This window comes from Bdellovibrio sp. MYbb2 (genome assembly GCF_056175685.1).
This window is the reverse complement of sequence record NZ_JBJKJI010000003.1, coordinates 527757-552582: the sequence shown is the minus strand read 5'-3', so window position 1 is coordinate 552582 and position 24826 is coordinate 527757. Positions and strand designations below refer to the sequence as shown.

Sequence of the window (24826 nt, the reverse complement as noted above, 5' to 3'; positions counted from 1 at the left end):
CTTGGCATGAAGAGCCCAGTCGAGTACAAGGAGTCCGTGAACTTTTAACTGTGTCCAAAAAATCGGGGTTCACTCCACTAGTTATAGATCTAAAATAAATTTGATTTCAGAGCGAGATTTGAACCTAGCTTGGTCGTGGTTAGATGTGTATAAAAGTGTGCCCTTTGTTAATCGGCGAATCATTGAAAAACATCAATTAGGTATGCGGCACAAGCCGAACGCTAAAAAGCAAGCAGAACAAATAAGGTATTGTATTCAGCAGGCGCAAGAATATCGTCGTGCTTCTGACTTTGTTTCTTTGGCGACGAGACCGGTTCTTCTGTATTATTCATGCATGTGTCTTGCTTTGGCGGAGGTGCTATTTAAACAGACTGGAAACAGCAGTCTCGATGTTGCAAGGGATACGCATAAACATCATGGTCTTATTTTTTCACAAAATCTATCAAGCACTCTTAATCTACAAGACGCACTAAATGTATTAAGGGCAAGTCCTATGGAAAATTCTTCGGGACGAAGTGGCACTTTTGAGCTATGGAGAAGGTCCGCAACTTATGCACATATAGCAGTTGAGACCAAGTATTCAAGTGCAAATGGAACTAGTACAACCTCTCAAGAGATCAGCTTCTTTCCAGATGGAACTTTGCCAGAATTTCCTAAGGCTGGAATTTCTTTTTTTGAATGCATATCTCACTTGCCATGGCTAGACAATGATTTTAAGCATTACGATTTAAAGTGCACTCTTGTTCGGGGTAGAGTCATAGAGGAAAGCAATGAGCGTGGCGATTTTAACACGAGAATTATTGTTCACCCTGGTCAAACTAAATCCTTTGAGAGCTTAATGGCTGATTTTCATTTTGATATAAAACGCGTTAGTTGTGTTGATATTTATGAGTATAGAAATGGAGGATATCAGATCTTAGTTAAGCAGAAGAAAGATGAGAAAATCGGAATTTATTTGCCAGATGCGATTCAAGAGCAAATTGGGGAAGTCTTCTTTAGTCCGAAGTTTGCATTGAATGAATTTGGAAGTATTTATGTCGGTTTGTTTATTCTTAGTAATTTGGCGAGATACTTTCCAGATAAATGGATGGCAGAAATTGAAAGGAGTAGTGAGTTGTCGATATTAGTTGATAGTTTTTTAAAGACATCTATGTATAGAATGTCTCTACTAACAATGTCAGAGCTTTCGGACTCTGTTTATCTTTTGAAGGGTTAGGTCTAGAGATCACTGCTACTATTATTGTATGAAGTGAGTTGATTTTTTCCTTTGTTGCTTGTGTTTGTTTTAACGGCTACCAAATGAAAATCCGACCAGCGTGTTTTCATCAGCCACTGAATTGAAACTGCGTGGGCCAGGATTCCCCCGAACATCATCAGGAACCACATGATAAAGAACGGCACAAACGGCATGTTCTTTTGGATTTCTTCCGGCGTGGCACCGGGTTCTGGGGTGGGCATAATTAAGAACATCAATACGCCCGTGATGACCATCACCGGCAACATCAGCACCATCATTCGCCAGGACCAGCTGCATAGAATTTTAATGGCTTTTTCAAGGGTGACTTCGGTGGTTTGCATGAATGTCCTTTAGCTCGCTTTGGGGATGTTTTCTTGCTCGGGTTTGTTGGTCGGATTCTTTTTTAAGTAATTCAGCGCGCGGATGCAGGCGATAAAGCTGCAGGTGAAAATCACCGCGATGGCGATGCCGCCAACGCCGGTGTGCTTGATGGTGTATATGCGATCTCCCAGATAGACGATCAGGGCCATCCATCCGGCTGTTTTTGAATGTTCCGAGATGAAGTACGCCAACACCCCGTAAATCAAAGCGCTGCCCCAGGCGTCCTTGGCCATGGGGATGTCGATGATTTGGTATTTGTACAGAAGACTTAAGGTGATGCTCATGGCGGCGATAAAGACACAAATCCCCACGGCACGCTTTACAAGAGCTTCGGCATCGATGCGGTCATTGATTTCCGGCCAGAACAGGGTGGGTGTCTTGCGCTTCTGCTCCATAAATCCTCCGCATGTTCTTATCGGATGATTACTAAATTATTTTATGTTTTCTGGCGGTCTTATTAAATTGAGACACGGGGATTACAGTGGTGCCGGGAACAGCGCCGTTTTAAGAATTCGCTTTTTAGTGGTATCCAGCAGCAGCAATCCCAGCGGAGTGATCTGCAGGGTGATCGGGCGGAAGACCGACAAACGCGCAGGTAACACCCAGCCAGCCGTAGGGATCTGCACAAAGCCGACGTCAAGATGAGCGGCCCATACCTGCCCCTGCGTGGAGCCTTCGGTTTGCGCAACGAAATAGCTCCAGCCCGTGGCATTGTCGTGAACGGCGTGGGTCCAAGATGCAATCGTGGGCTTATTCGGCAATGTCGCAAAGTTCGTGATGTCATAGATTTTAGGACTGCCGGATTCAGTGGCAACAGTCACTTTGCGCAGTCTCCATCCGTCAAAAATCAACAAATCACCATCGGCGTTGCTTTGCAGACCCGAGATATCACTTAAGTAAGATCCCCAGGCATTTTGACCATGATCCGTAGCCACATAGGCGGGTGCACCAGCCCCGCCAACCACGGGTTTGATTTTTCCGGTGTCTTTGTCGGATTCAAAAATCCAAAGGTCGGCATCATCCAGTAAGCCCGAGGAACCATAGAAATACAGCTTGTTATTCGGAAGGAACGCCGCAATCTTGCGATAAGAATGCAGATTATAGCCGGTGTTCGTGGTGTTGAACTCGCCGACATTCACGGCCGGGTACGCGCTGGCGGCAGACGTCGCCTGATAGTAAGAAGGTCCCACCGTCAGGTTGTATTCCAATGTGCTGGCATCCCAGGTGCTCATGTTGTAAGAGCTCCACAGATTGGCAGGGGTGCCCGCAATTTGCGAGAACGCGGCAATGCCGGTTCCTAAAATAGTTAATGAACCATAGGCCGAGCTGTTGCCTGCAGTGCCGTGATAGCCAGTGGCAATGTGATCAATTGCTTCAGAGCCTGGCACCGAGGTGTCGACGTGCAATCGTCTTAGGTGGCGCGGACCACGGACGTAAAGATACTGCGAAGCGGGTTCATAGGCGATGCTTGAAATCTGTGTAAACGCCGCTTTGGACGGATCCGTGCCATTTCCGAAGGTGAAGAATGGAACACCCGCAACCGCGAAGTTGGTGAATGTCCCATTGTCATCCACGACTTTGAAAAGTTCGTTCGTGGTGGTTGAGAAGGCATAAATAAAGTCTTTGGCCGATCCCATATAGAAGATGGTCGACATGTTTTTGTAGTGTTTGTCCAGATTGAAGGTGGCGGACCAGGTTTCGGTGTCGAGATCGAAGTACGCAAGCTTATTGCCTTCATATTGAGCGCGAAGACAGTAAAGTTTGCCTGGCAGCCCTGCGACCTGGGTGCAGCGATTATAGAAAGTGCCCCAAGTGCCTGTGGTCATGCCTACCTGAGCGATCTTGTATTTTCCGTAAGCAGCTTGTTTTTGCAGTTCGAAAGCGGCTCCGTTGATATGAATCCAGATCTTGTTCAGATCAGGTCTGACCAGAGTCAGGTAAAGATCCGAGGTTGGACACGGAATCGGAGAAGCATCCGCCATCGTGTCCACAGCCCCCATTGTCCCGCAAGTGCCCGGTGTTCCCATGACCAGCACCGGATTTTTTCCGGCAGAATTGACGTCCACCATCCAGAAGGCTTCATTGGAGAAATAGAACAGGTGACCTGTTTTTACGTATCTTATGCTGGAGGCCTGTTCTTTGTTCAGAACGTTACTGATGATATTGATTGCGGGAAGTGATTTGTTCCACAGAACTGTTTTATCGGAAATGCGGATACGCGCCAGTTGCGAGCACGGCAGGCTTAACACCAGCATTTCATCAGCTTCGTTGATATCTATAATCATCGGGCTTTCGAATTTTCCGTTAGCCAGGTCACAGGACGGATTGAACGGTTCGCCCATCCAGGTTGAAACCAAACCTGTTTCCGAGTTGACAGTGGAAATGCTGTTGAATTTTGTATAATAGATGCGATTCAGGGAATCAGCAAAGAAGCCATACATCCCCGTCGTGGCGTTGGCAGTCAGATCCGCCGCGTTCATGTGCACACCTGTGCTTAAGTTTCCGGGTTCACCGATCAGGACAGTCCATTGTGAATTTACCGCATTAGAAATTGCACTGGTGACAACGCCGGCATCTGATACACACGAGATCAGAATCTTTAATGGCGTTGTAGTGCTGATCGTCTGATTGGTCGGAGTCAGCGAAGGCACCACCCATGAGATGTTGCCTGTAGTCGCACTTAAGTTGTTTGGACGATGGGTGGAAATGGTGTGAAAGCTGATGCCGTCATCCACCGTGTACTGGATCAAACTGATCGGGTTTGTCGCCAGCGGAACAGGGCCGGCACCCGGGCTGCAGGACCACTCGATGTTCATCGTCGCACCTGGTGCATAAGTTTGACCACCCGCCGGGGACGTCAGGTACACCAACGGGGGATTTCCCAGATCCAAGGTCACGGTGTTAGTCAAAGTGTTGCTGACCGTTCCTGCGGCATTTCTGACCTGGGCATGAATTGTTTTAAAGCCGCCGGGATTTTTTAAAGTGGTGGTGCCAGCGGCGGAATAGGGTACCCACGTGGTATCCGAGAAGTCAGCCAGCTCTGAAAACCTCATGCTGGTGATCGCAGCAAAGGCGGATGTCGCGGTCATTTGTGTTGTAGTATAGGCAAGGCCAATGGTCGTCGCGTTGTTGGCAATGGTGAAGGATGACAAGGTCACCGTGCCCGAGTCCACGATCCAGTTGTAAGTCAGCGGAGTGCTGATATTTCCGGCCGTGTCTTTGGCGCGGATAGAGAAGCTATGAGCCCCTTGGGACAAAGAGGCATATGTCTGACCTGTTACGCAGACAGCATAGTCGTCAGCGTCGATCTTGCACTCGTAGCCATCAAATACAGCTCCACCGGTTTCTGTGTTGGTAAAATTGAAAGTGGCCGAAGGGCTGGTTGTTGCCGTCGCAGGTTTCGCAGTGATCTGCACTTCGGGTGCGGTCAGATCCACGGTCCACGTGTAAGTGTATTCCGCTGACAGGTTGCCGGCTTCATCCACGGCTTTGATCGCATAAGTGTGAACATCTTCAATGAGACCCACCAATGGTACCAACGGACTGCAGGTTTCATAGCTTCCGCTTGGCTGGCTGACGCTGGTGTGCTTGCACTGATAACCCGCAATCGGGGAGGTTGCATCCGTGGCTGCGAAGTTAAAGACCCCGGTGTTTGAATTGTTCAGAGGCGCCGGCGTTTGTGTAACGTTCAAAGTTGGCAGATCCGTGTCGACAATCCATTGGAAGGATGATTCTCCGGCAAGGGCGTTTTTTGTGTCAAAGGAGTGCACTTTGAATTCGTGTGCACCGTGTACCAAACCACTTAGGGTGTGCGGACTGGTGCAGTCGTACCATTCACTCTGATCCAAAGAGCATTTGTAGGACTTGATCACACTGTTGGCGGCTTTGAAGTGGAACGTCGGTGAAGTGGCTGACGAAAATGCCGTGGGTTTTTGCGTGAAAAGCGGCGTTGACGATTGGATGTCAGAAATCTCAAGTTCGGCCGTACATGCTGAAAGAATCATGGCAAAAAATAAGAAGCCGACCTGCAGGGAGGTCGGTCTTAAATATGATAGTTTCTTCAGGAAATACGTGCCTTTAAACATCTTAGTTCTTATCGGTCCCAAGCTCTGATTTTTAAGAACTATCCTTAGGGAAACTGAACATTAGTGTTCCGCAGGGTCCAGTTTTGTTTCAAGGTGAGACACACTAAGGACAGTGGCGCTGAACATGTCGTACAGACGTTTTTTTAAATCTCAGAAATGAAGGCGCAATTTAGAGACATTCTAGGGTTGGCGTCTACACTCAGACGAAAAAGGAGGCCGCTATGAAAGGCACAAAAAGCTCAACTCGCTCTGGCAAACAAAGCCGTTCTTCCACGTCATCTGGTAAAAGCTCCAGCCGTTCTGGAAAACAGACGGGCCGCAGTTCTACCAGTTCCTCTCGTTCCCGTGATGAGAGTGAAACGGATGAAGAATAGGTTATGAACTTACCGAGTGTCAGGCCCGGACTTGTTTCGGGCTTGTCATTTAGAACTTAACGGAGGCCGTTATGGAAAAGGAATTTGAAAAAAGTGTCCCAGTAAGGTCCAAGAAAGCGGAGCTTCGCCTTTTTGAAAAATACTTTCCCGAAGATGGTCTGGGACACCGGCCTTTTTCTTTGACCATCAACAAAAAGAATCCTGCAGAAGTTTATGCACTTTTAAGAAACCTGGAAAATTTGCCATCGTTTTTTGAACATCTGGGGCGGGTTCAGATTAATGGCCCCAATCAAGCTGATTGGTATTTTAATGAGGCAGGAATTGATCAGCCCGTGCGAGTGCCTATGCAGCTTGAAGACGATGAAGGTGCCTTCACCTTGATTTGGAAAACCGAAACATCTGCCGGATTTGACTATCAGGTGGGAATATTTTTAGAAAATGCCTCTGCCAGCAGGGGAACCATGGTCCGGATGCTTGTTGCCTATGACAATTTGGCGGGCGAAGTCGGAGGCAAAATCGAAAGGCTTTTTGGCAAAGACGCCATGATGACCTCAAAGAAGAATCTTTACCGCCTGAAGGCATTTATTGAAACCGGGCATGTGCCCACCACTCAGGGGCAACCCAGTGGACGGGACGAGGATGAAAGCGACAACTGGATACATTAGGGAAAGGATCTGTCATGAGAGCATTGACCTGGGAAGGCAAACATAGTGTTAAAGTGAGGGACGTGCGAAACCCGCAGATTCTGCGTCCCGATGACATTATTATCAAAATTACCACGGCCGCTATCTGTGGTTCAGATCTGCATTTATATAATGGCTATATTCCGACTATGAAGAAGGGCGATATTCTGGGCCATGAAAACATGGGCGAAATTGTGGAAATCGGCCCGGCCATCAAAAGATTGAAGGTCGGCGATAAAGTGGTCGTGGCTTTTGATATTGGCTGCGGGAAATGCCATCACTGTGAACATGAAGAATATTCCGCCTGCGACAATTCAAATCCCAATGCGCATTTGGCGGATGCGGCCTATGGCACCAGTGGCGCGGGATTGTATGGATATTCTCATATGTATGGTGGCTATGCCGGGGGCCAGGCAGAATACCTGCGCGTGCCTTATGCTGAAACAAACGTCATCGTCATTCCGCCGGGCATCGATGATGAAAAGGTTCTGTTTCTAAGTGACATTCTTCCGACTGGATGGATGGCGGCAGAAAATGCCAACATCAAGCGTGGTGACACCGTTGCAGTTTGGGGCGCCGGCCCGGTGGGGCAACTGGCTATTCGCAGTGCTTTTTTGCTGGGTGCTGAACGGGTCATTGCCATCGACCACTTTGACAGCCGGTTGCAGCTGGCAGCGCAAGCTGGGGCAGAGTGCATTAACTTTGATGAAACTGGTGATGGGATACTGGATGAACTTCGTTATCTGACCGGTGGAGTGGGGCCGGATTCCTGCATCGATGCGGTGGGGCTTGAGGCCCATGGTCAGACCGTAACGGCGATGATCGACCGGGCCAAGACATCAGTGATGCTTGCCACCGACAGGCCCGATGCTCTTCGCCAGGCTATACAGGCCTGCCGTAAGGCGGGCACGGTTTCCATTCCCGGTGTGTACGGAGGAATGCTGGACAAAATTCCTTTTGGCGCAGCCTTCGGAAAAGGCTTGAAGTTTAACATGGGTCAGACGCACACCCAAAAGTATATGAAGCCTTTGCTGGAGCTGATTCTGGCAGGCCGTATGGATCCTGCCCAAATCATCAGTCATCGGATTGACATTACCGAGGGACCGGAGGCCTACAAGAATTTCAACGACAAAAAAGACGAGTACCGCAAAGTCGTAATTAAAATGCACTAAAAAGGGGGACAAGATGCCTGGAAACAACGTGCAACAACAAAAATCTGAAACCAAAAGCATGGCTAATGCTGATATCGTGAACCTTATTCTGGAAGATCATCGTCCCTTGAAAAAACTGATCACAATTTTGAAGAACACCGATAAGGATTCTTCCGAACGGGAAGAGGCTTTCGCCGAATTTGCACCATTGCTGGTGACCCATGCAAAACCTGAAGAACAGGTTCTTTATACCTATATGAAAAACAACGAAGAACTGCGTGAAGAAGGATTTGAAGGGGACGTCGAACATCAGCTCGCAGATCAGTTGGTGGAAGAGATCATGCGCACGGATGATGAGGACCTGTGGTCGGCGCGTGTGAAAGTCCTGGCTGAGTTGGTCGAGCACCACATCGAAGAGGAAGAATCCGAGCTGCTGCCGGACTTTAAAAAGAATTCCGAGCCCGCGGAGCGATTGGCCATGGGTCAGCAGTTTTTGATGCTTAAAACCAAGTTGCTCGAACAAGGCGGGACGGATGCCGCACACGAGTCAGACCTGGACAAGCCAAAACACTGAGATGAAGCCCAATGAGGTCCTTTCGCGTCGCCGGGTCGCTCTTTTGATTATCGATATGATTAACACCTTTGATTTTCCTCAAGGGGCGGACCTGGCGCGACTGGCTTTGCCCGTGGCAAAAAAGATTCAGAAGCTGAAAGTTCGTCTGCGCAAGCATCGAATTCCGGTTATCTATTTAAACGACAACTTCGGGCAGTGGCGATCGGACTGGAAAGAGGTGTTCAATCTATGTACACAGTCGGACTGTCTGGGAAAGGATATTGCAGAAATTCTGCATCCCGCAGATGATGACTTTTTTATCCTGAAGCCCCGGCATTCCGGGTTCTTTAATACCAATTTGGATGTGCTTTTAAAAGAGCTCGGGGTGCAGAAACTGATCATCACCGGCGTCGCGGGCAATATCTGTGTTTTATTTACGGCGAACGATGCCCACATGCGGGACTTTAAAGTTTGGATTCCGCAGGACTGTGTGGCTTCGAATACCAAAAAAGAAAACGTCGGCGCCTTAACGCAGATGAAGACTGTTCTGGATGTCAGTATTTCGGCGTCTCACGAGGTGCGAAACTCCCACATTTGAATCAGAGCTTTCAAGTCTTTCGTGCTGTATTTGATTTCAGTGCGCTGCAGATCAAGGCCAGCCTGCGTGGCCGCCACGGTAATGGCTTCTTCGTCGTGAATGTGATTGGCGGGGGGAGCTGACTCGGGATGGACTTCAGACAGATAGAATACTCCTTCATCCCCCAGTACCGTCACTGCTTGCTGGAATAAATGGGTAAGATCCTTGATTGGTTCTGCAACCAGACTGGTCACCACTGCGGAAAATTGCTGAGCACTGAAATCCGGAAAGTTCAGGAAGTCCCCATGAATCATTTCCATGTGATGGGACTCTGTAAAGTCCCGGGCTTTGGAAATTAAATCCAAAGAGGTTTCAATGCAGGTCAGAGTGTTGCCTGCCTGAATCAGGCTTTCAGCCAGACGGCCATGACCCCAGCCCACCAAAAGTACATTTTGATTTTGCAGATTCTGCCAGAATGAGGGAAATGCAGCCGCATCCGCTTCAAGCAGGTTTTCATGGGGGCTTTGCGGCAGGTCTGACTGAGGGGATTCGAAGTTTGGTTCCACACCTTTTAATCTGAGATGTTTTCGGGAAAGCTGTCAAAACGTCATCTGAAACCCTGTGAATATTCATTTTCGATAAAAATGTGGTATCGTCATTGTATGACGGCACAGGCGATTTTTTTGGATATTGGTGGAATCATATTAGAAATTAACTGGCGAAAGACAGTTGAAGCGCTCGGTATTTTGGATAAAGCCCGACAAGACCAAATATGGTCGGTATTGTCCGCTGTACGCTCTTTCCAACACCAATCTTCCACATTATGAGTACATCATGAAGCAGTTTCCGGTTTTGAAAAGATTTGACCGGATTCTGACCAGTTTCGAGTTGGGACATCGAAAACCAGATTCCGAGATTTATCTGGCGGCGGCGGACGAAGTGGGATTGTCGCCGTCAAAGATTGTCTTTATCGACGACAGTCAGGCTAATGTGGATGCTGCGGAAAAATTGGGATTCAGATCATTTCATTCCGTAAATTCAGTGCCTGCCACTTTGGAAATCCTTCAGCGGCAGTTTTCAAATTAGAATTTAAATTCCAGTTCCAAGCCCCAGATGGGCGCGCGCTCAACGGAGGGGTGACCGCCGGAATTGGTGTGGCGTCGCATGACCCAACGTGCACTGGCACTTTTGATAACCTTGCTGCCAAAGAGCTTGTTCATTTGGTCACTGAAGGCCCCCATCGGGTTCATCAGAACAATCAGCACCGAGCCCAGCTTCTTGGAGCCCAGGACTTTCCCGCCATTACTCTGAATCTTCATTTCTGCACGATAGAACAGTTCACCCATGATGGATCCAATGATCGGTGTGATGAAAAGATCCTGAAGAGACGGCTTTTCAGCAAAGGCTTCCACACCATATTCCCAGAAGAACGTCGACATCAGCACGGAATAACCAAAAGATCCCATCGGACCCACGCCCGCATGACGTGCCACCTGATAGTAGATAGCGCCGGAATAGGGGTGGCCGATATAATTGATTGCCCAGTCATCCTTGTCCATCACCGGGCCTTCTTTGACATTTTCCTGCCAGTTCTTGCCCAGGTTTTTCATTTTCTCTTTGTCCCATTTAGTCACGCTTTCAGGCATCATGTACAGCAAGCCCGCAACACCCACGGCACCCAAGGCCACGTTGCGTGTGCTGGTGTAAAGGTTGGATTGATCTGAAGTCAGGCCGCTGATATCCACTTCACGCTGCCATTCGATTTCGTCGGATTCGCGCAACACCATCACACTGGCGATTGGTTTAGTGTTGTCCTGCACACAAAGGCCTTTGACGTCATTCACGGCTTTAAATTGTCTATTGCTGATCAGCTGATCCTGAATTTTCAGGCAAGCGTCCTGGTCACGAGTGTCGACCATGATCAGCTGCCCTTTGATCAAGCGTTGTTTGCGACGTTCTTCTTCACGCATTTGCTGGCTGATTCGTTCGATATCGGCTTTGGTAAAATACTTGTGATAAGGATTCTCAATGAGTTCTGCCACTGGATCTTTGGCCGCTGGGGCGGATTGATAGAACGGCTCTGGTGTTAAATTGCTGGCAGGGTTACGAAAATTGCTGGCGCTGGCGCCTTGCAATTGCAACAGGGCCAGCCCAAATGCCATATATCGCATTAGAGCGTGCATAAGACCTCACTTCCAGAGACGGAAAAGTTCAAGAATACTGCAAAGCAAAACGAGGGCCATCGGGTCCTATGGGGACCTGTGAAAGTGCCTTTGATTTTATCCCGAAGATTTCATTCAAAGTTGTTTGAATCCCCAATCTTAGGAACACTTTAGAAGGTAAACAAAAGAGGTGCTGATGCTGATGTACTGGGTGATTTTGTTTTTCCTTTTAGCACTGACTGCTTCATTGTGTTTGCGGCTACCGGCGGCCATATGGCGAGTGCTGTTTGTCTTGCCGTATCTGGGAGCCTTTGGGGAAAGCTTAAAACCCTTCATCGAACAGTCCTGGCCTTTTCCCCGTGACGGGTTGTCAGACTTTTTTGCCTGCATTGTGACGGGGATCGGTGTGTGTGTCTGTGTGTATGCCGGTACTTATTTTAAGACCTTGGAACGGCGCAGATTCTTTCCGCTGTTTTTTGCATTCACCGGCTGCATGCTCGGGGTTCTTTGGGCTGATAATATTTTTGTATTCTATGGCTTTTGGGAAGCCACGGGACTGTGTTCATTTTTGCTGATCGGATTTAAATTCACCGATCCTGATGTTCGTAAAGGAGCCAAGCAGGCGCTGGTTTTAAATGTCGCAGGCGGGCTTTGTCTGCTTCTGGCTTTGTTGATGCTGTCACAAGCTTCGGGAAGCAACTCGTTGCTTGAAATTTTATATGGCCACACCGAATATCAGCACAGTCAGCTGAGCATGCTGATGATCATGATTGCTGCCATGATCAAGTCGGCACAATTTCCCTTTCACTTTTGGCTGCCCGGAGCCATGGTGGCGCCCACACCTGCCAGCTGCTATCTGCATTCAGCCACGATGGTAAAGCTCGGCGTGTTCTTACTGGCAAGATTCAGCCCTCTATTTGATAAAAATCTGGATTGGCTGATGACGCTGGGGTTTGTTGGAGCTGCAACCCTGATCTGGGGTATGATTGTTTCCTTGACCAAGACCGACCTGAAACAATTGTTCGCATGGACCACTGTCAGCTCACTGGGGGGGATGTGCATGCTCGTGGGATTGCATGAGGCTTATTCCTGGAAGGCGTTCTTTTCTTACATTCTGGCGCATTCTTTTTACAAGGCCAGTCTGTTCATGTGTGTGGGAAACATCGACAAACAAATGGGCGGGCGCAGTCTGGATCATGTATCGGGTCTTTATCGTCGTATGCCGCTGACGTCGTTGGCATTGTTGATGGCGCTGGGATCGATGATGGGTCTTCCATTCAGCATGGGTTTTTTAAGTAAAGAATATCTGTTCAAATCCGCACTGGCTTTAAAGTTTCCCGGGTCGTTTCTGGTACTGGCATTACTTGGGGCCAGTATCATGTCCATCGTCGTGGGTTATCGTCTGATTGTGGTGATCTTTGCGCGGCAGGAAGACCGTCAGATTCTGCATGAAGTCCATGTCAGCATGTGGGGGCCACCGTTGTTGTTGGCCACGGGTGGCTGGATGGCCGGGTTTTTCCTGGCAGATATCAATAAGTATTTTTTAAACCCCGTGGTGTCAGCCATCGTGCTTCGTGATGTGGACGTGAATCTTGAAATGTGGACCGGGGTGAATCTTGCGTTGATTCTGAGTCTGATTTCTTTTGGACTGGGAACAGTTCTTGCCGCCCGTTATGCCGGTGTCGTCACCAAGGCCGCCGTGTGGCTGAAGGGCTTGTACAAACCTTCACCACGCGTGGGTTATATGGGGACTCTCGCTAAAAAAATCATGGATCGCCTGCAAAGCGGGCGCTTGAGTTTTTATATTCTGTGGATGCTGATGGTGCCCTGCCTGATACTGCCATGGGTTTTGCCTTTGCAGGAATATGCGCCATCGCTGAAAACGGACGAGTTGGTTCTTTTTCAGATCATTCCGTTTGTGCTGGTCGTCCTGGGCTTGATTCCGATACTGATCAGTGTGAAGCCACTTTTGAAAGTGGTGGGTTTGGGAGTCGTCGGCATTGCGATCAGTCTGTTTTACCTCAGCGTGGGCGCCACGGATCTGGCCATGACTCAGATGGCGGTGGAAACACTTTCTGTTGTGGTCTTGACGTTGTCATTGGTTTTTCTACGGCCGAATCCGTCGGGCTTTAGCATTTTGTACCGAAGTGTGCGTGGGGTGGTGACGGCAGGGGCTTTTGTCGGCGCTTTGCTTTTGTGCGGTGTCATGGCTGACGGCAAGCTTTCTTCCCGAGTGGCGGATTTTTATCGGGATAATGCCCTGCCATTGGGGAAGGGGCAAAATGTCGTCAATGTGATTCTGGTCGACTTCCGGGCGATGGATACTTTGGGTGAAATCACGGTGTTGGGAATTGTCGGCATGGGTGTTCACTTTATGCTGTTGCGACGACGCAGACTGAATTTGACTTTGCGACCGTCCAGTATTTTACACACCTCCGTGCGGGTGATGGCGCCGTTATTCACTCTGATTTCTTTGATTATTCTTTTGCGGGGTCACAACACTCCGGGCGGAGGATTTATCGCGGGCCTGGTGCTGGCGATCTCGTTCACATTTTATGGTCTGGTATTTGGCGAGGAGTGGGCCCGCAAGGTGCTGGTGATGAAACCCGTCAGCTGGATCTGTGCCGGACTGTTGGTGGCCCTTGCTGCGGGCTTGGCGCCGCTGTTTTTAGGAAAGCCTTTTTTGACGGCGGTGTGGCTGCCCGGATCTTTGGCATTTCTGGGAACTCCCTTGTTGTTTGATGTGGGCGTTTATCTGCTAGTGCTGGGTATGGGAACAAGTTTGTTTTTCGCCTTTTTGAGGAGGGACGTATGATTGATTTCCTCTCACTCAGTATTGCCATGCTTTTTTCGGCAGGGGTGTGGTTGATCCTTTCCAGGGACTGGCTGACTTTGATTCTGGGCTTGAGCGTATTGGGCCATGCGGTGAATTTGCTGATTTTAAAAAGTGGCGGATCGCAAGGGGATGATCACTTAAGTCAGGCTCTGATTCTGACGGCGATCGTGATTGGTCTTGGCATGACGGCGGTTCTGTTGGTTCTGGCCAGTCAGGGGCTTAAGTATTCGAAATCCCGCGATGCGGATTTTTTGCCGGAGGATTCTGAATGATTGTGGCTCCGGTTCTGATCAGTTTTGTGACGGCGATACTGACATATCTGTGTCGCAAGAATTCCATTTTGCTACGGTGTGTGTCTTTGGCGGGATCGGTTGCGGCCCTGGCGGCGTCAGTGCATTTGTTCTTGCGGGTCGAAGAAGGTGGCATTCAAACAATGCAGATCGGTAACTGGCAGGCTCCTTTTGGTATTTCATTTTCTGTGGGCTTGTTGGCAGGGGTGATGCTGGTTGGAAGTTCACTGGTGGCGTTATGTGGGAATATGTCCATGCAGGCACTTTTAAATCGGCAGTGGGAACTGCGCGGGTATTACAGTCTGTTTCATTTCATGATGATGGGGGTCTTTGGGGCCTTTTCCACCGGGGACCTTTTTAATTTGTATGTGTGGTATGAGGTGATGCTGGCGTCATCTTTTTTCCTGGTGGCGATGAGTCGTTACCGCACCTCGGTGACCGGGGCTTACAAATACGCTGTCTTAAGTATTCTTTCATCTGTGGCTTTTTTGATCGGCATTGCTTTTATTTATAATACCGCTGGCAGCCTTGATATCGTGGATCTGATTCAGTACCAGCGCACCTATGGCCAGAACCTGGGGGTCGTTGTCGGGCTGTGTTGTCTGGTGATGGCTTTTTCGGTGAAGTCCGCGCTGTTTCCGTTTTTTTTCTGGATGCCGGCGGCTTACCCTGTGACGCTTACTGCAGTGGCGGGAGTTTTCGCAGGTTTTCTGACCAAGGTGGGCGTCTATTCACTGTTGCGAATTTTGGTGCCGGTGGCGGCATTGCCAGGCAGTGAAAGACTGCTGCCGCTTTTGTATGTTCTGGCTTTGATTTCGATGATCCTGGGTGTGCTGGGGGCTCTTTCCCGTGACAACATGAAAGGTATTTTGGCTTTTCACAGTACTTCGCAAGTTGGTTATATGGTCTTGGGATTGTCATTGGGAACGTCCGCGGGAATTGCGGCATGTGTGTTTTATATGATTCACCACATGCTGGTGAAGACGAATTTGTTTTTCTCTGTCGCAGCGATGGAAAAAGTCACAGGCACTAGTTTCGTTTCTGAATCCGGCGGACTATGGAAGGCCCGTCCCGTGTTAGGAGCGGTATTTGCTTTCTCGGCCTTGTCGCTCATTGGTGTGCCACCACTTTCGGGTTTTTGGGCAAAGGTTTTAACCCTGCAAGCAGCCTTGGTGGAGGAACGCTGGCTGGCCGTGGCTATGGCCTTGGCGGTCAGCCTTTTGACTTTGATGTCGATGTTAAAAATCTGGAATGGTGTGTTCTGGAAACCGGCAGTTTCTTCACTGCCAGAAAATGACCGGCAGGGCCGGGTGCGCTGGCTGGTGGTACCCCTGTTGGCGATGACTTTGCTTATCTTAGCGGTGGGTCTGGGCTTTCAGTTTTTGATGAGTCTGACAGAAAGAATGGCTCAGGAACTGATGGAAGGGGGCTTAAGATGATGCGTTTAATTTGGACCCTGGAAGTGCTGTTGAAGTTTGCCTGGGATTTTTGTGTGGCCGTGCTGCAGGTTGTTTCCTGGGTGTTTCGTCCCAATCGCTCTATGAAGCCGGCAATTGTGCGGCTGCCTTTGGATATCAAAAGTGAATGGGGCGTCTGGTGGCTGTCGTTGATTATCTTTCTGATCCCCGGATCCATGGTGGTTCGGGTGCGCCTGGATTTGGGGTTGTTGTACGTGCACCTGTTGCACACCGATGATGCTGATAAGGACATGCAGATTTTAAAGTCCCGCTTTGAACACAAGCTGCGTTTGATTCTGGGGGAGGTGAAGTCATGATATACGTGATGATTGCAGCCTTGGTGCTGTCGTCCATCCTGGCCATGTATCGCTGTATCAAGGGACCTGACTGGATGGATCGGGTGATGACGTTTGATCTGTTGAACAACGTATCCATTGCCTCGGCCGTGTTGTATGCGGTTTTCAGCAACAGTGAAGAGGCAGTTTCTTTGATTTTGGTTCTGGCGCCTTTATCGTTCCTTTCAAATACATTCTTTGTGTTCTTGCTGGAACGTAAAAAGGATCTGTCATGAGCGTCGTTGTGCAGGTGTTGTTATTGTTGGGATGCCTTTTGATTTTGCTGGCCTCGATAGGCGGAGTGAAGTTTCCGGACACCCTGACGCGAATGGCGGCGGTTTCGAAGTCGTCAACTCTGGGAGTGGTGCTTTTGTGCGCAGCTGCGGCTTTGCATTTTGGCGATGTCTATATGGGAGGGCTGTTGGGGCTGGCGGCTTTGGTGCTGTTCCTGGGCATTCCGGTATCTTCTTATCTGATGGGGCGTGTACGGGTGCGCAATGCCCGGATTATCCCATTGCAGCTGAAGAGAAATGATTTGCAGTCCGATGAGCCGTCAGTTTAAATTCGAGACTCACAAGGGGTCAGAGTCGTGTCCGAAGTTCAGAAGAATTGGTGGAAAGAGGCAGTCGTATATCAGGTTTATCCTCGCAGTTTTAAGGACTCCAATGGCGACGGCATGGGGGATCTGCAGGGATTGATTTCCAAATTGGATTACCTGAAAGATCTGGGCATCAATGTCATCTGGATCTGCCCGATGTATAAGTCCCCGCAGGACGACAACGGCTACGACATCAGCGATTACCAGGATATTCATCACGAATTCGGCACCATGAATGACTTTGACCAGCTTTTGCAGCAGGCTCACGCTCGTGGCATGAAATTGATCATCGATCTGGTTGTGAATCACACAAGTGACGAGCACCCTTGGTTTATTGAATCCCGCAGCTCTAAAAACAATTCCAAACGCGACTGGTATATCTGGCGTGATGGAAAAAATGGTAAAGAACCGAACAACTGGGAAAGTATTTTCAGCGGATCTGCGTGGAAGTTTGATGATCTGACCCAGCAGTACTTCATGCATATTTTTTCCAGCAAACAGCCGGATCTGAACTGGGAAAATCTGGACATGCGTAAAGCCGTCTATGACATGATCAACTGGTGGCTGGACAAGGGCATTGATGGATTCCGTGTCGATGCCATCAGCCATGCCCGCAAAGAGCCGGGACTTGCAGATATGCCCAACCCGAACAATCTTGAGTACGTGCCTTCTTATGACAAGCACATGAACGTGAATGGCATTCAGGAATATCTGAAGGACCTTTGCACCAACACGTTCAACAAGTACGACATCATGACCGTGGCGGAAGCCAACGGGGTGTCCGCCGAAAATGCCGAAGAGTGGGTGGGCACGGCTCAAAAGAAATTCAACATGATCATTCAGTTTGAGCACGTGGGCCTGTGGGATGCAAACCCGGAACGTCGCGTGGATCTGGCAAAACTGAAATCAGTTCTGGGCCGCTGGCAAAAAGGCCTTGAAGGCCGGGGCTGGAATGCCTTGTTCGTGGAAAATCACGATGTGCCTCGTATCACTTCCAAATGGGGCGATATTCAGAATTTCTGGCGCGAAAGCACGACATCCATTGCGACCATGTATTTCCTGATGCAGGGGACGCCGTTCATTTATCAGGGGCAGGAAATCGGCATGACCAATACGGTCTTTGCAGGGCCTGAGGACTTTAACGATGTTTCTGCAAAAAATATTTTCACCATTCGCCGCAAGCAGGGCGCAACGGATGCGGAAATCACCGCAGATCTTGCCAGTGCTTCCCGTGACAATGCAAGAACGCCAATGCAGTGGGATTCTTCTGATCAAGGTGGCTTCACAACAGGGCGTCCGTGGTTGAAGGTGAATCCGAATTACAAGAGCATCAACGTGGCGGCTCAGGACAAGGATCCAAATTCAGTTCTGAATTTTTATCGCAATTTGATCAGTCTGCGCAAAGCTCATCCGGTGTTCATTTATGGAATCTATGAAGAAGTGCTGGGCAAGCATGATCAGATCTATGCTTACACCCGCAATGACGGAAAAGAGAAAATGCTGGTGATGGCCAACATGACGGGCAAGTCTGCGAAGTTTGATCTTCCGGGAATCAGCCTGTCTTCCGCGAATCTTTTGATGGCGAATCAGTCTGTGGCTGACCACCATCAGATTACAGGCGGAGAGCTTCGTCCATTTGAAAGCCGAATCTATAAAATCAATTAAATGTGGGACAGCGAGATCTGGTAATACCCCAGGGTCTCGCTTCCGGTGTTTTGGATTTTGACCTGGGTTTCCTGGGTCAGTTTGAAGCAGTCTTGAGCTTCGGCGGTTTGCCCCGCCATACGCATCTTTCCTTGGACCACATAAAAAAACTGAATTTCTTCACGCAGTGAAAAGACCGATTCGCTCACGTTTGGCAGAGTGTGAAACTGCATGCGTGCACGGTGGGTTTTGGGATTGAAGATCAACCCAAGATCCCTGACTGGCGAACCGATCAGCTGGCAATCTGTATGGTCATCACCGGAAAATTCGCAGACCTGCAACGGCAGAAGCGGGTTTTGATTCAAGATCAGGCCATCGCCTTCGACCACGCTAAGCAGGCGGTTGTATCCCTCAAAGATTGAAAATGGATTGGAAGCTGCGACCAGAGCCGAGCTGAGTCGCCACGCATAGGGCTGACTGCTTTTGATTTCGGACGCAGCCAGATCAATCTGGTCGGTGACGCCAAGGCCGTTTTTCCAAGGCATGCGTTGATAGCTTGAGCTTTTCAGAAGTTGAATCATGACACCATTAGAGAAAACTTCTTTCCGGATGTCCAAGAAATCTCGCAATTCAAATTACACAAAATGATTGGCTCGGACAGTGCGAAAAAAACTCGAGAATAATTTCGTGATCCATTCTATTTGCTACTAAGTAACCTTGGATTTTTCGGTAACTGCGGGTCGCTTTGAGAAAACTAAAAAAAGTGCCTAACTCTTGGTGGGGTTCTTGAAGAATTTGAATTACATTTGGCAAATCACCCTTTAGTTTGATTATTACAAAACCGAAATGTTTCTTGTTGATATAATTGGAGTGAAACAATGTCTGGCCTTAAAGAGATCAAAGTCATTCGTAAAAGACCTGAGATCAGCCCTAACCAGGACCAAGATCGAGAGAATGGACGAAGCCTGTTAGAGACTTTGATCCGAGGTCTGGTCGATTATCCTGACACGGTTTCTGTAACATATATGGTGGGCGACAAGACGACTGTATATAAAGTCGAATGCGATCAGAAGTGCCTGGGGCAGGTGATCGGTTGCAAAGGCCAGAACATCAGCGGCATTCGCGCGGTTCTTTCGGCAACATTGGCCCGAAAAGGCATCCGGGCCATCGTGGAAATTCCTTACTTTGTGGTTGAAGCCTAAGGCTTCACCACAACTGTCATTTCGCTTTTCTCACCATTGATCCAAACGCGGATCAGCCATTTACCCGGCATCACAAAGTAAGCTTCAGAAATCAGGAAAGTTCCCATTTCCTGTTTTTCAATTTTTACCGGTGATGTTCCGTGGCCGTGATGACCCATGTTCATCCACAAATCCACTTTCAGCTGAGCCGGATCCACCAACGCAGGCACAGAAGCCGTGCTGGTCTGATCATAAACTTTCAGAACAAACGGAGAATCTGCATTTTGATTTGGCGCCTGGGCAAATTCAACAGTCGCGCACAGCTCACTGCCAGGGAAAGAAAGCGGGCAGTCTGCGGATTGTTCGGCGGCAGCAGTTACAGATGCCAGCATCAGTGCGGCAGCAAGCATGAAATTCTTAAACATAAAGTCTCCTAACGGGGCCACCGCTGTTGGTAGCTCAGATTAATGGTATTTGATAAGCTTGAATTAACAGGATTTCCGATCAGGCTTTGATCGGCGTAACTGACGGTCACGGCCGATTCCAGATTGATCATGTAACTTCCCGCAAGACTGAGCGTGAAGTTTTTTTGCGCATGCCCTTGCGAAGTTGTTGAACCGCTGATGGTAATAGCCTCTTCATAAAGAAACGCCAAAGAGCTTCCCAAGCGGAAGTCCCCGCGATTCCAGCCAACACCCAGGCTTTGCGTCGTGCCCCAGCCCGGACGGATGGTGGCTTCACCGTTGTAGGCGTCACCGGAAGCGGTTCTTTCAAATGATCTGTGAAGTTCAGAACTGAAATTAAAATCCCATACTTTCCAGGCTTTGATCAGCGCAAGTCCCGCCCCCAAAGAATAAAAGCCCCGACCCCGAATATCCGAAGCATTCAAAGCGCTGTCATAAATGGATGGACTTGTCGGCAGGGTCAATTGCAGGAACGTGACCCCGCGGGGTTTCCAGGCTGAATAAGTCAGCTCGGGGAAAGTTTCATGCCCCAGGTACAGCGACACATCCCCAAGGCCTGAGTTGGTGTCAGAGGTGCGGCTGTTTTTGGAATGCACGGGCAGGGAAAAACCCCCTTGAAGGCTGTCGCTAAAAAGAACAGCCCCTTCAAGTTTTAGCATCTGCGCGCGATTGTCATCTTTGCGGCGGATCCATTTGCCGCTGGATAAGACATCATCGGTGATTTCAGACTGGCTAATGGTTCCGGTGATCTGAGCCTTGTCATCCCCCAGAATCAAAGCGGGAAATGAAAAGCTGCCGCCACAGCAACTGGCTGCCATAGTCGGAGAGCTTGCGAAAAACAAAGCCAATGCCAGCAGTTTCATCTAAGGCACCACCAAAGGTACAAAGACCTGATCCAGGGTTGTTTGGGTGGCTTTCAGAACGATGCGAATTTCCCAGTCACCGGGCATGATGAAAAAGACCTTAAAGACACGGAACTTGCCGTCCCCAAGGGATTCGATTTTCACCGGGGATGAACCATGCCCCATGGATGGCATCCACAGAATCACGGACAGATTTTCAATCGCCACCGCAGAGTTGAAACGAAGTTCAAATTCAGAAAAATCCGTGCTGGTGGGGTTTTGTTTCCAGATCAGCTCAGCACAGATATTTTCTTTGCTGAAAAAGATCGGGCAGGTTGACTGAGGATCATTCTGCTCGTTGTTCGCCGCGGGTGTTTCCGGCAGATAATCGGGGCGGGCGCAGGCACAAAGGGTCAGGACTAAAAGCAAAATCAGATGCTTCATGCTTCATCCGCTCTTTGGATGTAACATCCCAGGGCGCGCCCTTCTTTGTGGCGAGAAGGCTTTTCGGCCTGCAGGTCTTCAAGGACCTCTTTCAGGAACTGCTTTTTAGCAGTAGGGCCTACATGACTGTCCGTCACACCACCGTGATAAAGCATTTCTCCGGCAGGGCTTAAAACAAAGGCGTGAGGGGTTTTCAAGGCGCCCAGTTTGTTGGCCCACTGGCTGCGAGAATCCTGAATCACCGGGAACAGCAGCTTGGCTTCGCGGAAATGATTTTGTGTTTCTTCAAGAGTTTCGTCCGAGTTGGAGTGAATGCCGATGAGCTGGAATTCTTTGTACTGCTGGCCGAGGTCCTTTAGCAAAGTTTCATGGCTGGCAGAACAAGGGCACTTTGCTGAAAGAAACACGATGACCGTGGCCTTGTGTCCGGCGGTGGCAAACGTCTTTGTTTCACTGTTAAGCACATCAAGCCCTGAAAGGCTGGTGATTTTATCAGCTCCCATAGAGATTTGAGAGAACATCAAAATAAGGGTGAAAATCAGACCGTTTCGCATAGCGAACTTTTAGCACGGTGAGGGATGGGGAGAAATGCCACAAATGGTTGCGTTGCGCAACGCATCTTTGGGCAGAATCCCGCGTGCCTTTGAAATGGGATTCTGTAAACTTTCTATATGTTTACAAAGATCAAAGCCTTCCGCAATCGGTTCATTCAGTACAAAAGAAGCAGCAAGGTTCACAGTGACCTGGATGTGCTTTTAGGCTCGGCCTCAGAACAGAAACAGCTGGAAGATCAGCTCCAGTGGCTGGTTCGGCTGCTGCAGTGGGTTCGCTATGAAGGCGCTGTAGACGCGCATATTGAAAAAGAAACCGGTCGTCTGCCGGTGGCTCGTCTGCGTTACCTGCTGATGGTTCTGGAGCGCAATCCTCAATGGAAAAAATCTGTCGCGGTGATTCTTAGAACCGTGGTCCACGAAGTCAGCGGGCTTGAGCTTTACACCGAAACCGGTCTTCCGCGGGAGGTGGGGCTTTGGAGCGAGCTTTCTGATCGTCTGATGATGAAGATGCTGCCGACTCCGCCGCTGGATCATGAACTGGGGTATTTGTTCTGGGCTCTGTTCCCGGAAAAAGATGACCCTTTGTGGGTGGCCTCTATTGATCCGTCGACCTTTGATCGTCTGGTGGAGCTTTTCAATTATGAAGTCGGCTCTGATGAAAAAGACTGGAATCGCTTCGGCATGGATTTGGAAGACGCGCTGGTGTATCTGGTCATTCAGGTGCGCGCCATTGGGCTGTCACCGGCGATTCGATATCGTCTGGATAAGCCGAACTTCCGTGATTCCGCGTTCTTTGCGATGGTGCGCGGTCTTGAAGAGTTTATGAATGCCTATCATGCCGGGGATCGCAATCTGGCTTTGGAAAAAGCCTCGCGCTTTCGCATGATCATCTGGGAGTGCCGTCGTGAACTGGTGCAGGTGCACAAGCATCTGGATGAATACGGGGTCAGTGTTGCTCTTGTTTTCCAGCTGGCTCGTCTTCGCACCTATTTGCAGCGGGTTGACAGCCTGCTTGAGATTTTGCTTAACGAGCGCGTGGACTCTAAAAAAGTCACCAGCTTCCTTTCAAAGCTGATCGAGGAAAATCAGGAACTGCGCAGTATTTCATCGCTTCTGTCCCAGAACATTTCTTTGCTGGCGCGAAAAGTGGTTGAACGGGCTGCTGAAACCGGCGAGCACTATATCACCCGCACCAAAGAAGAATACCGTCGCATGCTTCAGGCTGCCGGCGGTGGCGGCGCGATGACCGCGATCACCGTTTACGTCAAGATCGGCATTCTGGCTTTGGGGCTTTCAAGCTTTATGGAAGGGGTGTTTGCCTCTTTCAACTATGCGCTGAGCTTTGTGGCGATTCATCTGGCTGGATTTACTCTTGGCACCAAGCAGCCGGCGATGACCGCGCCGGCGTTGGCGGCAAAAATGCAGGATGTGGACAGTGAAAAAGGCATGAATGATCTGGTGACGGACATCACGCATATCATTCGTTCTCAGGTGGCGGCCATTTCAGGCAACGTCATGTTTGTTATTCCGTGTGTGATTTTGATTGATGCCCTGTTCTTTATGCTTTTTGGCGGACATCTGATGTCTCATGAAAAGGCGGTTTATGCCTTTAAGTCCGTCGATGTCTTTGGGCCGGCGCTGATCTTTGCGGCGTTCACCGGGATTTTGCTGTGGTTGTCCAGTTTGACGTCCGGTTGGGCAGACAACTGGTTTGCGCTGAATTCTTTGCGTAAGACTCTGGCGCGCAGTCCGACGTTGAAAGCCATCTTTGGCAAACGCGGGGCACGCAGTATTGCCGTGTTTTTTGAAAACAATATCTCGGGTCTTGTCGGGAATATCTCCCTGGGTATTTTGCTGGGGATGACTCCAGAGATTATGAAATTCATCGGCCTGCATCTGGATGTGCGCCATGTGACTTTGTCGTCCGGAACTCTGGGCGGTGCCTTGCCGGTTCTGGGTGTGGACTTTATGAAGTCCTGGGAATTCTGGCGCGCGGTGATCGGGATCTTCTTTATTGGGGCCCTGAACGTGCTGGTCAGCTTCGGGATGGCGTTGTGGGTGGCGATCAAAGCCCGCGGCATCAAGCCGCCTCAGCGTAAAGCCATTCGTAAAGCCGTGATGAAAAGATTCTTCTCCAGCCCTTTAAGCTTCTTCCTGCCGGTGGGGGCGACTGTGCCGAAATCATCGAATGGAAATCACGGCCACTGATGCAGAAAGTTTCGGTGGTCATTCCAGCTTACAATGAAGAAGAGCGTCTGCCGGGCACCTTGCAGCGGCTGCGTGAGCTTTCTTCATCCGGAGTGTTGAAAGCCGAAATCTGTGAAGTGCTGGTGATTGATGATGGTTCCCGCGATCGCACGCGTGAAGTGGTGGAAAAAGACCGTGTGCATTGGCCGGTGCTTCGTCTGCACAGTCTGCAGGAAAATCAAGGCAAAGGGGCGGCGGTCAAAAAAGGTCTGATTGAATCCCGCGGTGACTGGATTCTGGTGGCGGATGCGGATATGGCAACGCCGTGGGAAGAACTGAACAAACTTCTGACCTGGTCAGAGAGCTTTGATCTGATCATGGGATCACGGGCCCTGCCGGACAGTCAGATTGAAGTTCGGCAGCACTGGATTCGTCAGACGATGGGGAAGATCTTTAATCGCATCATGCGCTTCTTTATCGGCCTTCCTTATAAAGACACTCAGTGTGGTTTTAAACTTGTGCGCAATGAAGAGGTGTTTCGCAGCAAGGTGCTTCCGCTTCTTTCCGTTGAACGTTTCGCCTGGGATGTGGAATTGATTTTATTCATGGAAAAATTCCGTCTGCGTGTGCGCGAAGTCCCGATTCGCTGGCAGCACAAAGAATCTTCGCGTGTGCGCATTGTCCATGACAGTTTGGAAATGCTTTTTGCCATCCGTCAGATGCGCCGTCGCCTTAAAAAGGCCTGATACTGCGGCTTTCCGGTTGCTCAAATACTGCTCATGAACAAAAAA

27 protein-coding genes are annotated in these 24826 nt (G+C 49.5%); 17 read left to right on the top strand and 10 right to left on the bottom strand.

Annotation, left to right across the window (positions count from 1 at the left end; all coding sequences use genetic code 11):
* Window positions 1-118: 118 nt before the first annotated feature.
* Window positions 119-1216 (top strand): YaaC family protein, encoded by a 1098-nt coding sequence (locus AC04MQ_RS16675; protein WP_475392629.1) that lies wholly within the window; start codon window positions 119-121, stop codon window positions 1214-1216.
* A 2-nt stretch (window positions 1217-1218) separates the two neighbouring features.
* Here the strand turns inward: AC04MQ_RS16675 and AC04MQ_RS16670 are convergent, their stop codons facing one another.
* The 3 genes from AC04MQ_RS16670 to AC04MQ_RS16660 all read right to left on the bottom strand — a co-directional run bounded on the left by AC04MQ_RS16670 (window position 1219) and on the right by AC04MQ_RS16660 (window position 5703).
* Window positions 1219-1578, bottom strand: a complete 360-nt coding sequence (locus AC04MQ_RS16670; protein ID WP_475392628.1) for a hypothetical protein — start codon at window positions 1576-1578, stop codon at window positions 1219-1221.
* A 9-nt stretch (window positions 1579-1587) separates the two neighbouring features.
* Window positions 1588-2013, bottom strand: a complete 426-nt coding sequence (locus AC04MQ_RS16665) for a hypothetical protein (protein WP_475392627.1) — start codon at window positions 2011-2013, stop codon at window positions 1588-1590.
* A gap of 81 nt (window positions 2014-2094) precedes the next feature.
* On the bottom strand, window positions 2095-5703 hold the full coding sequence (locus tag AC04MQ_RS16660) for a hemagglutinin (protein WP_475392626.1): 3609 nt from the start codon (window positions 5701-5703) through the stop codon (window positions 2095-2097).
* A gap of 221 nt (window positions 5704-5924) precedes the next feature.
* Here AC04MQ_RS16660 and AC04MQ_RS16655 point away from each other — a divergent pair, with 221 nt between their 5' ends.
* The 5 genes from AC04MQ_RS16655 (at window position 5925) to AC04MQ_RS16635 (ending at window position 9062) form a co-directional block, all read left to right on the top strand.
* On the top strand, window positions 5925-6077 hold the full coding sequence (locus tag AC04MQ_RS16655) for a hypothetical protein (protein WP_015091371.1): 153 nt from the start codon (window positions 5925-5927) through the stop codon (window positions 6075-6077).
* A 71-nt stretch (window positions 6078-6148) separates the two neighbouring features.
* The gene (locus AC04MQ_RS16650; protein ID WP_015091370.1) at window positions 6149-6742 is read left to right on the top strand and encodes an SRPBCC family protein; all 594 of its coding nucleotides are present in this window, start codon (window positions 6149-6151) and stop codon (window positions 6740-6742) included.
* A gap of 14 nt (window positions 6743-6756) precedes the next feature.
* Window positions 6757-7932 carry a zinc-dependent alcohol dehydrogenase gene (locus tag AC04MQ_RS16645; protein ID WP_475392625.1) on the top strand — a complete coding sequence of 392 codons (1176 nt, stop codon included), beginning with the start codon at window positions 6757-6759 and terminating at the stop codon, window positions 7930-7932.
* A gap of 13 nt (window positions 7933-7945) precedes the next feature.
* Complete coding sequence (locus AC04MQ_RS16640; RefSeq protein WP_475392624.1) at window positions 7946-8485, top strand: hemerythrin domain-containing protein; 540 nt, start codon at window positions 7946-7948, stop codon at window positions 8483-8485.
* Between the two features lies 1 nt (window position 8486).
* Entirely contained in the window at window positions 8487-9062 is a 576-nt protein-coding gene (locus AC04MQ_RS16635) for a cysteine hydrolase family protein (RefSeq protein WP_475392623.1), read from the top strand.
* Here AC04MQ_RS16635 and AC04MQ_RS16630 read toward each other — a convergent pair.
* A complete protein-coding gene (locus AC04MQ_RS16630) occupies window positions 9035-9607 on the bottom strand; it encodes a class I SAM-dependent methyltransferase (protein ID WP_475392622.1) in 573 nt (190 codons plus the stop codon). The genes AC04MQ_RS16635 and AC04MQ_RS16630 overlap by 28 nt on opposite strands.
* A gap of 163 nt (window positions 9608-9770) precedes the next feature.
* Here AC04MQ_RS16630 and AC04MQ_RS16625 point away from each other — a divergent pair, with 163 nt between their 5' ends.
* Window positions 9771-10127: an HAD-IA family hydrolase gene (locus tag AC04MQ_RS16625; RefSeq protein WP_080602387.1), complete on the top strand. Its 357-nt coding sequence runs from the start codon at window positions 9771-9773 to the stop codon at window positions 10125-10127.
* Here AC04MQ_RS16625 and AC04MQ_RS16620 read toward each other — a convergent pair.
* Window positions 10124-11203 (bottom strand): DUF3943 domain-containing protein, encoded by a 1080-nt coding sequence (locus tag AC04MQ_RS16620; RefSeq protein WP_015091364.1) that lies wholly within the window; start codon window positions 11201-11203, stop codon window positions 10124-10126. The genes AC04MQ_RS16625 and AC04MQ_RS16620 overlap by 4 nt on opposite strands.
* Window positions 11204-11594: 391 nt before the next feature.
* Here AC04MQ_RS16620 and mbhE point away from each other — a divergent pair, with 391 nt between their 5' ends.
* Genes mbhE through AC04MQ_RS16585 form a run of 7 tightly spaced genes read left to right on the top strand, consistent with a single transcriptional unit; the run spans window position 11595 to window position 18384 of the window.
* Window positions 11595-14018 (top strand): hydrogen gas-evolving membrane-bound hydrogenase subunit E, encoded by a 2424-nt coding sequence (mbhE, locus tag AC04MQ_RS16615; RefSeq protein ID WP_475392621.1) that lies wholly within the window; start codon window positions 11595-11597, stop codon window positions 14016-14018.
* On the top strand, window positions 14015-14311 hold the full coding sequence (locus tag AC04MQ_RS16610; protein ID WP_041577717.1) for a sodium:proton antiporter: 297 nt from the start codon (window positions 14015-14017) through the stop codon (window positions 14309-14311). The genes mbhE and AC04MQ_RS16610 overlap by 4 nt, the downstream gene beginning before the upstream one ends.
* A complete protein-coding gene (locus tag AC04MQ_RS16605) occupies window positions 14308-15768 on the top strand; it encodes a complex I subunit 5 family protein (protein WP_475392620.1) in 1461 nt (486 codons plus the stop codon). Before AC04MQ_RS16610 ends, AC04MQ_RS16605 begins: the two co-directional genes overlap by 4 nt.
* On the top strand, window positions 15765-16103 hold the full coding sequence (locus AC04MQ_RS16600; RefSeq protein ID WP_015091359.1) for a Na+/H+ antiporter subunit E: 339 nt from the start codon (window positions 15765-15767) through the stop codon (window positions 16101-16103). Before AC04MQ_RS16605 ends, AC04MQ_RS16600 begins: the two co-directional genes overlap by 4 nt.
* The gene (locus AC04MQ_RS16595) at window positions 16100-16357 is read left to right on the top strand and encodes an MrpF/PhaF family protein (protein ID WP_041577715.1); all 258 of its coding nucleotides are present in this window, start codon (window positions 16100-16102) and stop codon (window positions 16355-16357) included. Before AC04MQ_RS16600 ends, AC04MQ_RS16595 begins: the two co-directional genes overlap by 4 nt.
* Entirely contained in the window at window positions 16354-16683 is a 330-nt protein-coding gene (locus AC04MQ_RS16590; RefSeq protein WP_051026302.1) for a cation:proton antiporter, read from the top strand. The genes AC04MQ_RS16595 and AC04MQ_RS16590 overlap by 4 nt, the downstream gene beginning before the upstream one ends.
* Window positions 16684-16710: 27 nt before the next feature.
* Window positions 16711-18384 carry a glycoside hydrolase family 13 protein gene (locus tag AC04MQ_RS16585; protein ID WP_475392619.1) on the top strand — a complete coding sequence of 558 codons (1674 nt, stop codon included), beginning with the start codon at window positions 16711-16713 and terminating at the stop codon, window positions 18382-18384.
* Here the strand turns inward: AC04MQ_RS16585 and AC04MQ_RS16580 are convergent.
* A complete protein-coding gene (locus AC04MQ_RS16580) occupies window positions 18381-18944 on the bottom strand; it encodes a HutD family protein (protein WP_015091355.1) in 564 nt (187 codons plus the stop codon). The genes AC04MQ_RS16585 and AC04MQ_RS16580 overlap by 4 nt on opposite strands.
* Window positions 18945-19241: 297 nt before the next feature.
* Here AC04MQ_RS16580 and AC04MQ_RS16575 point away from each other — a divergent pair, with 297 nt between their 5' ends.
* Window positions 19242-19565 carry a KH domain-containing protein gene (locus tag AC04MQ_RS16575; RefSeq protein WP_475392618.1) on the top strand — a complete coding sequence of 108 codons (324 nt, stop codon included), beginning with the start codon at window positions 19242-19244 and terminating at the stop codon, window positions 19563-19565.
* Here the strand turns inward: AC04MQ_RS16575 and AC04MQ_RS16570 are convergent.
* The 4 genes from AC04MQ_RS16570 to AC04MQ_RS16555 are packed head-to-tail and all read right to left on the bottom strand — an operon-like array spanning window position 19562 to window position 21848.
* Window positions 19562-19969, bottom strand: coding sequence for a serine protease spb1 (locus AC04MQ_RS16570; protein ID WP_475392617.1), 408 nt, complete (start codon window positions 19967-19969; stop codon window positions 19562-19564). The two genes, AC04MQ_RS16575 and AC04MQ_RS16570, sit on opposite strands and share 4 nt — an antisense overlap.
* 8 nt (window positions 19970-19977) lie before the next feature.
* Window positions 19978-20871: a serine protease spb1 gene (locus AC04MQ_RS16565; protein ID WP_475392616.1), complete on the bottom strand. Its 894-nt coding sequence runs from the start codon at window positions 20869-20871 to the stop codon at window positions 19978-19980.
* Entirely contained in the window at window positions 20872-21294 is a 423-nt protein-coding gene (locus tag AC04MQ_RS16560) for a FixH family protein (protein WP_475392615.1), read from the bottom strand. It lies immediately after the preceding gene.
* The gene (locus AC04MQ_RS16555; RefSeq protein WP_475392614.1) at window positions 21291-21848 is read right to left on the bottom strand and encodes a thioredoxin-like domain-containing protein; all 558 of its coding nucleotides are present in this window, start codon (window positions 21846-21848) and stop codon (window positions 21291-21293) included. Before AC04MQ_RS16555 ends, AC04MQ_RS16560 begins: the two co-directional genes overlap by 4 nt.
* Before the next feature lie 117 nt (window positions 21849-21965).
* Here AC04MQ_RS16555 and AC04MQ_RS16550 point away from each other — a divergent pair, with 117 nt between their 5' ends.
* Window positions 21966-24056: a site-specific recombinase gene (locus tag AC04MQ_RS16550; protein WP_475392613.1), complete on the top strand. Its 2091-nt coding sequence runs from the start codon at window positions 21966-21968 to the stop codon at window positions 24054-24056.
* Window positions 24056-24781 carry a dolichyl-phosphate beta-glucosyltransferase gene (locus tag AC04MQ_RS16545; protein WP_015091348.1) on the top strand — a complete coding sequence of 242 codons (726 nt, stop codon included), beginning with the start codon at window positions 24056-24058 and terminating at the stop codon, window positions 24779-24781. The genes AC04MQ_RS16550 and AC04MQ_RS16545 overlap by 1 nt, the downstream gene beginning before the upstream one ends.
* Window positions 24782-24826: the final 45 nt, after the last annotated feature.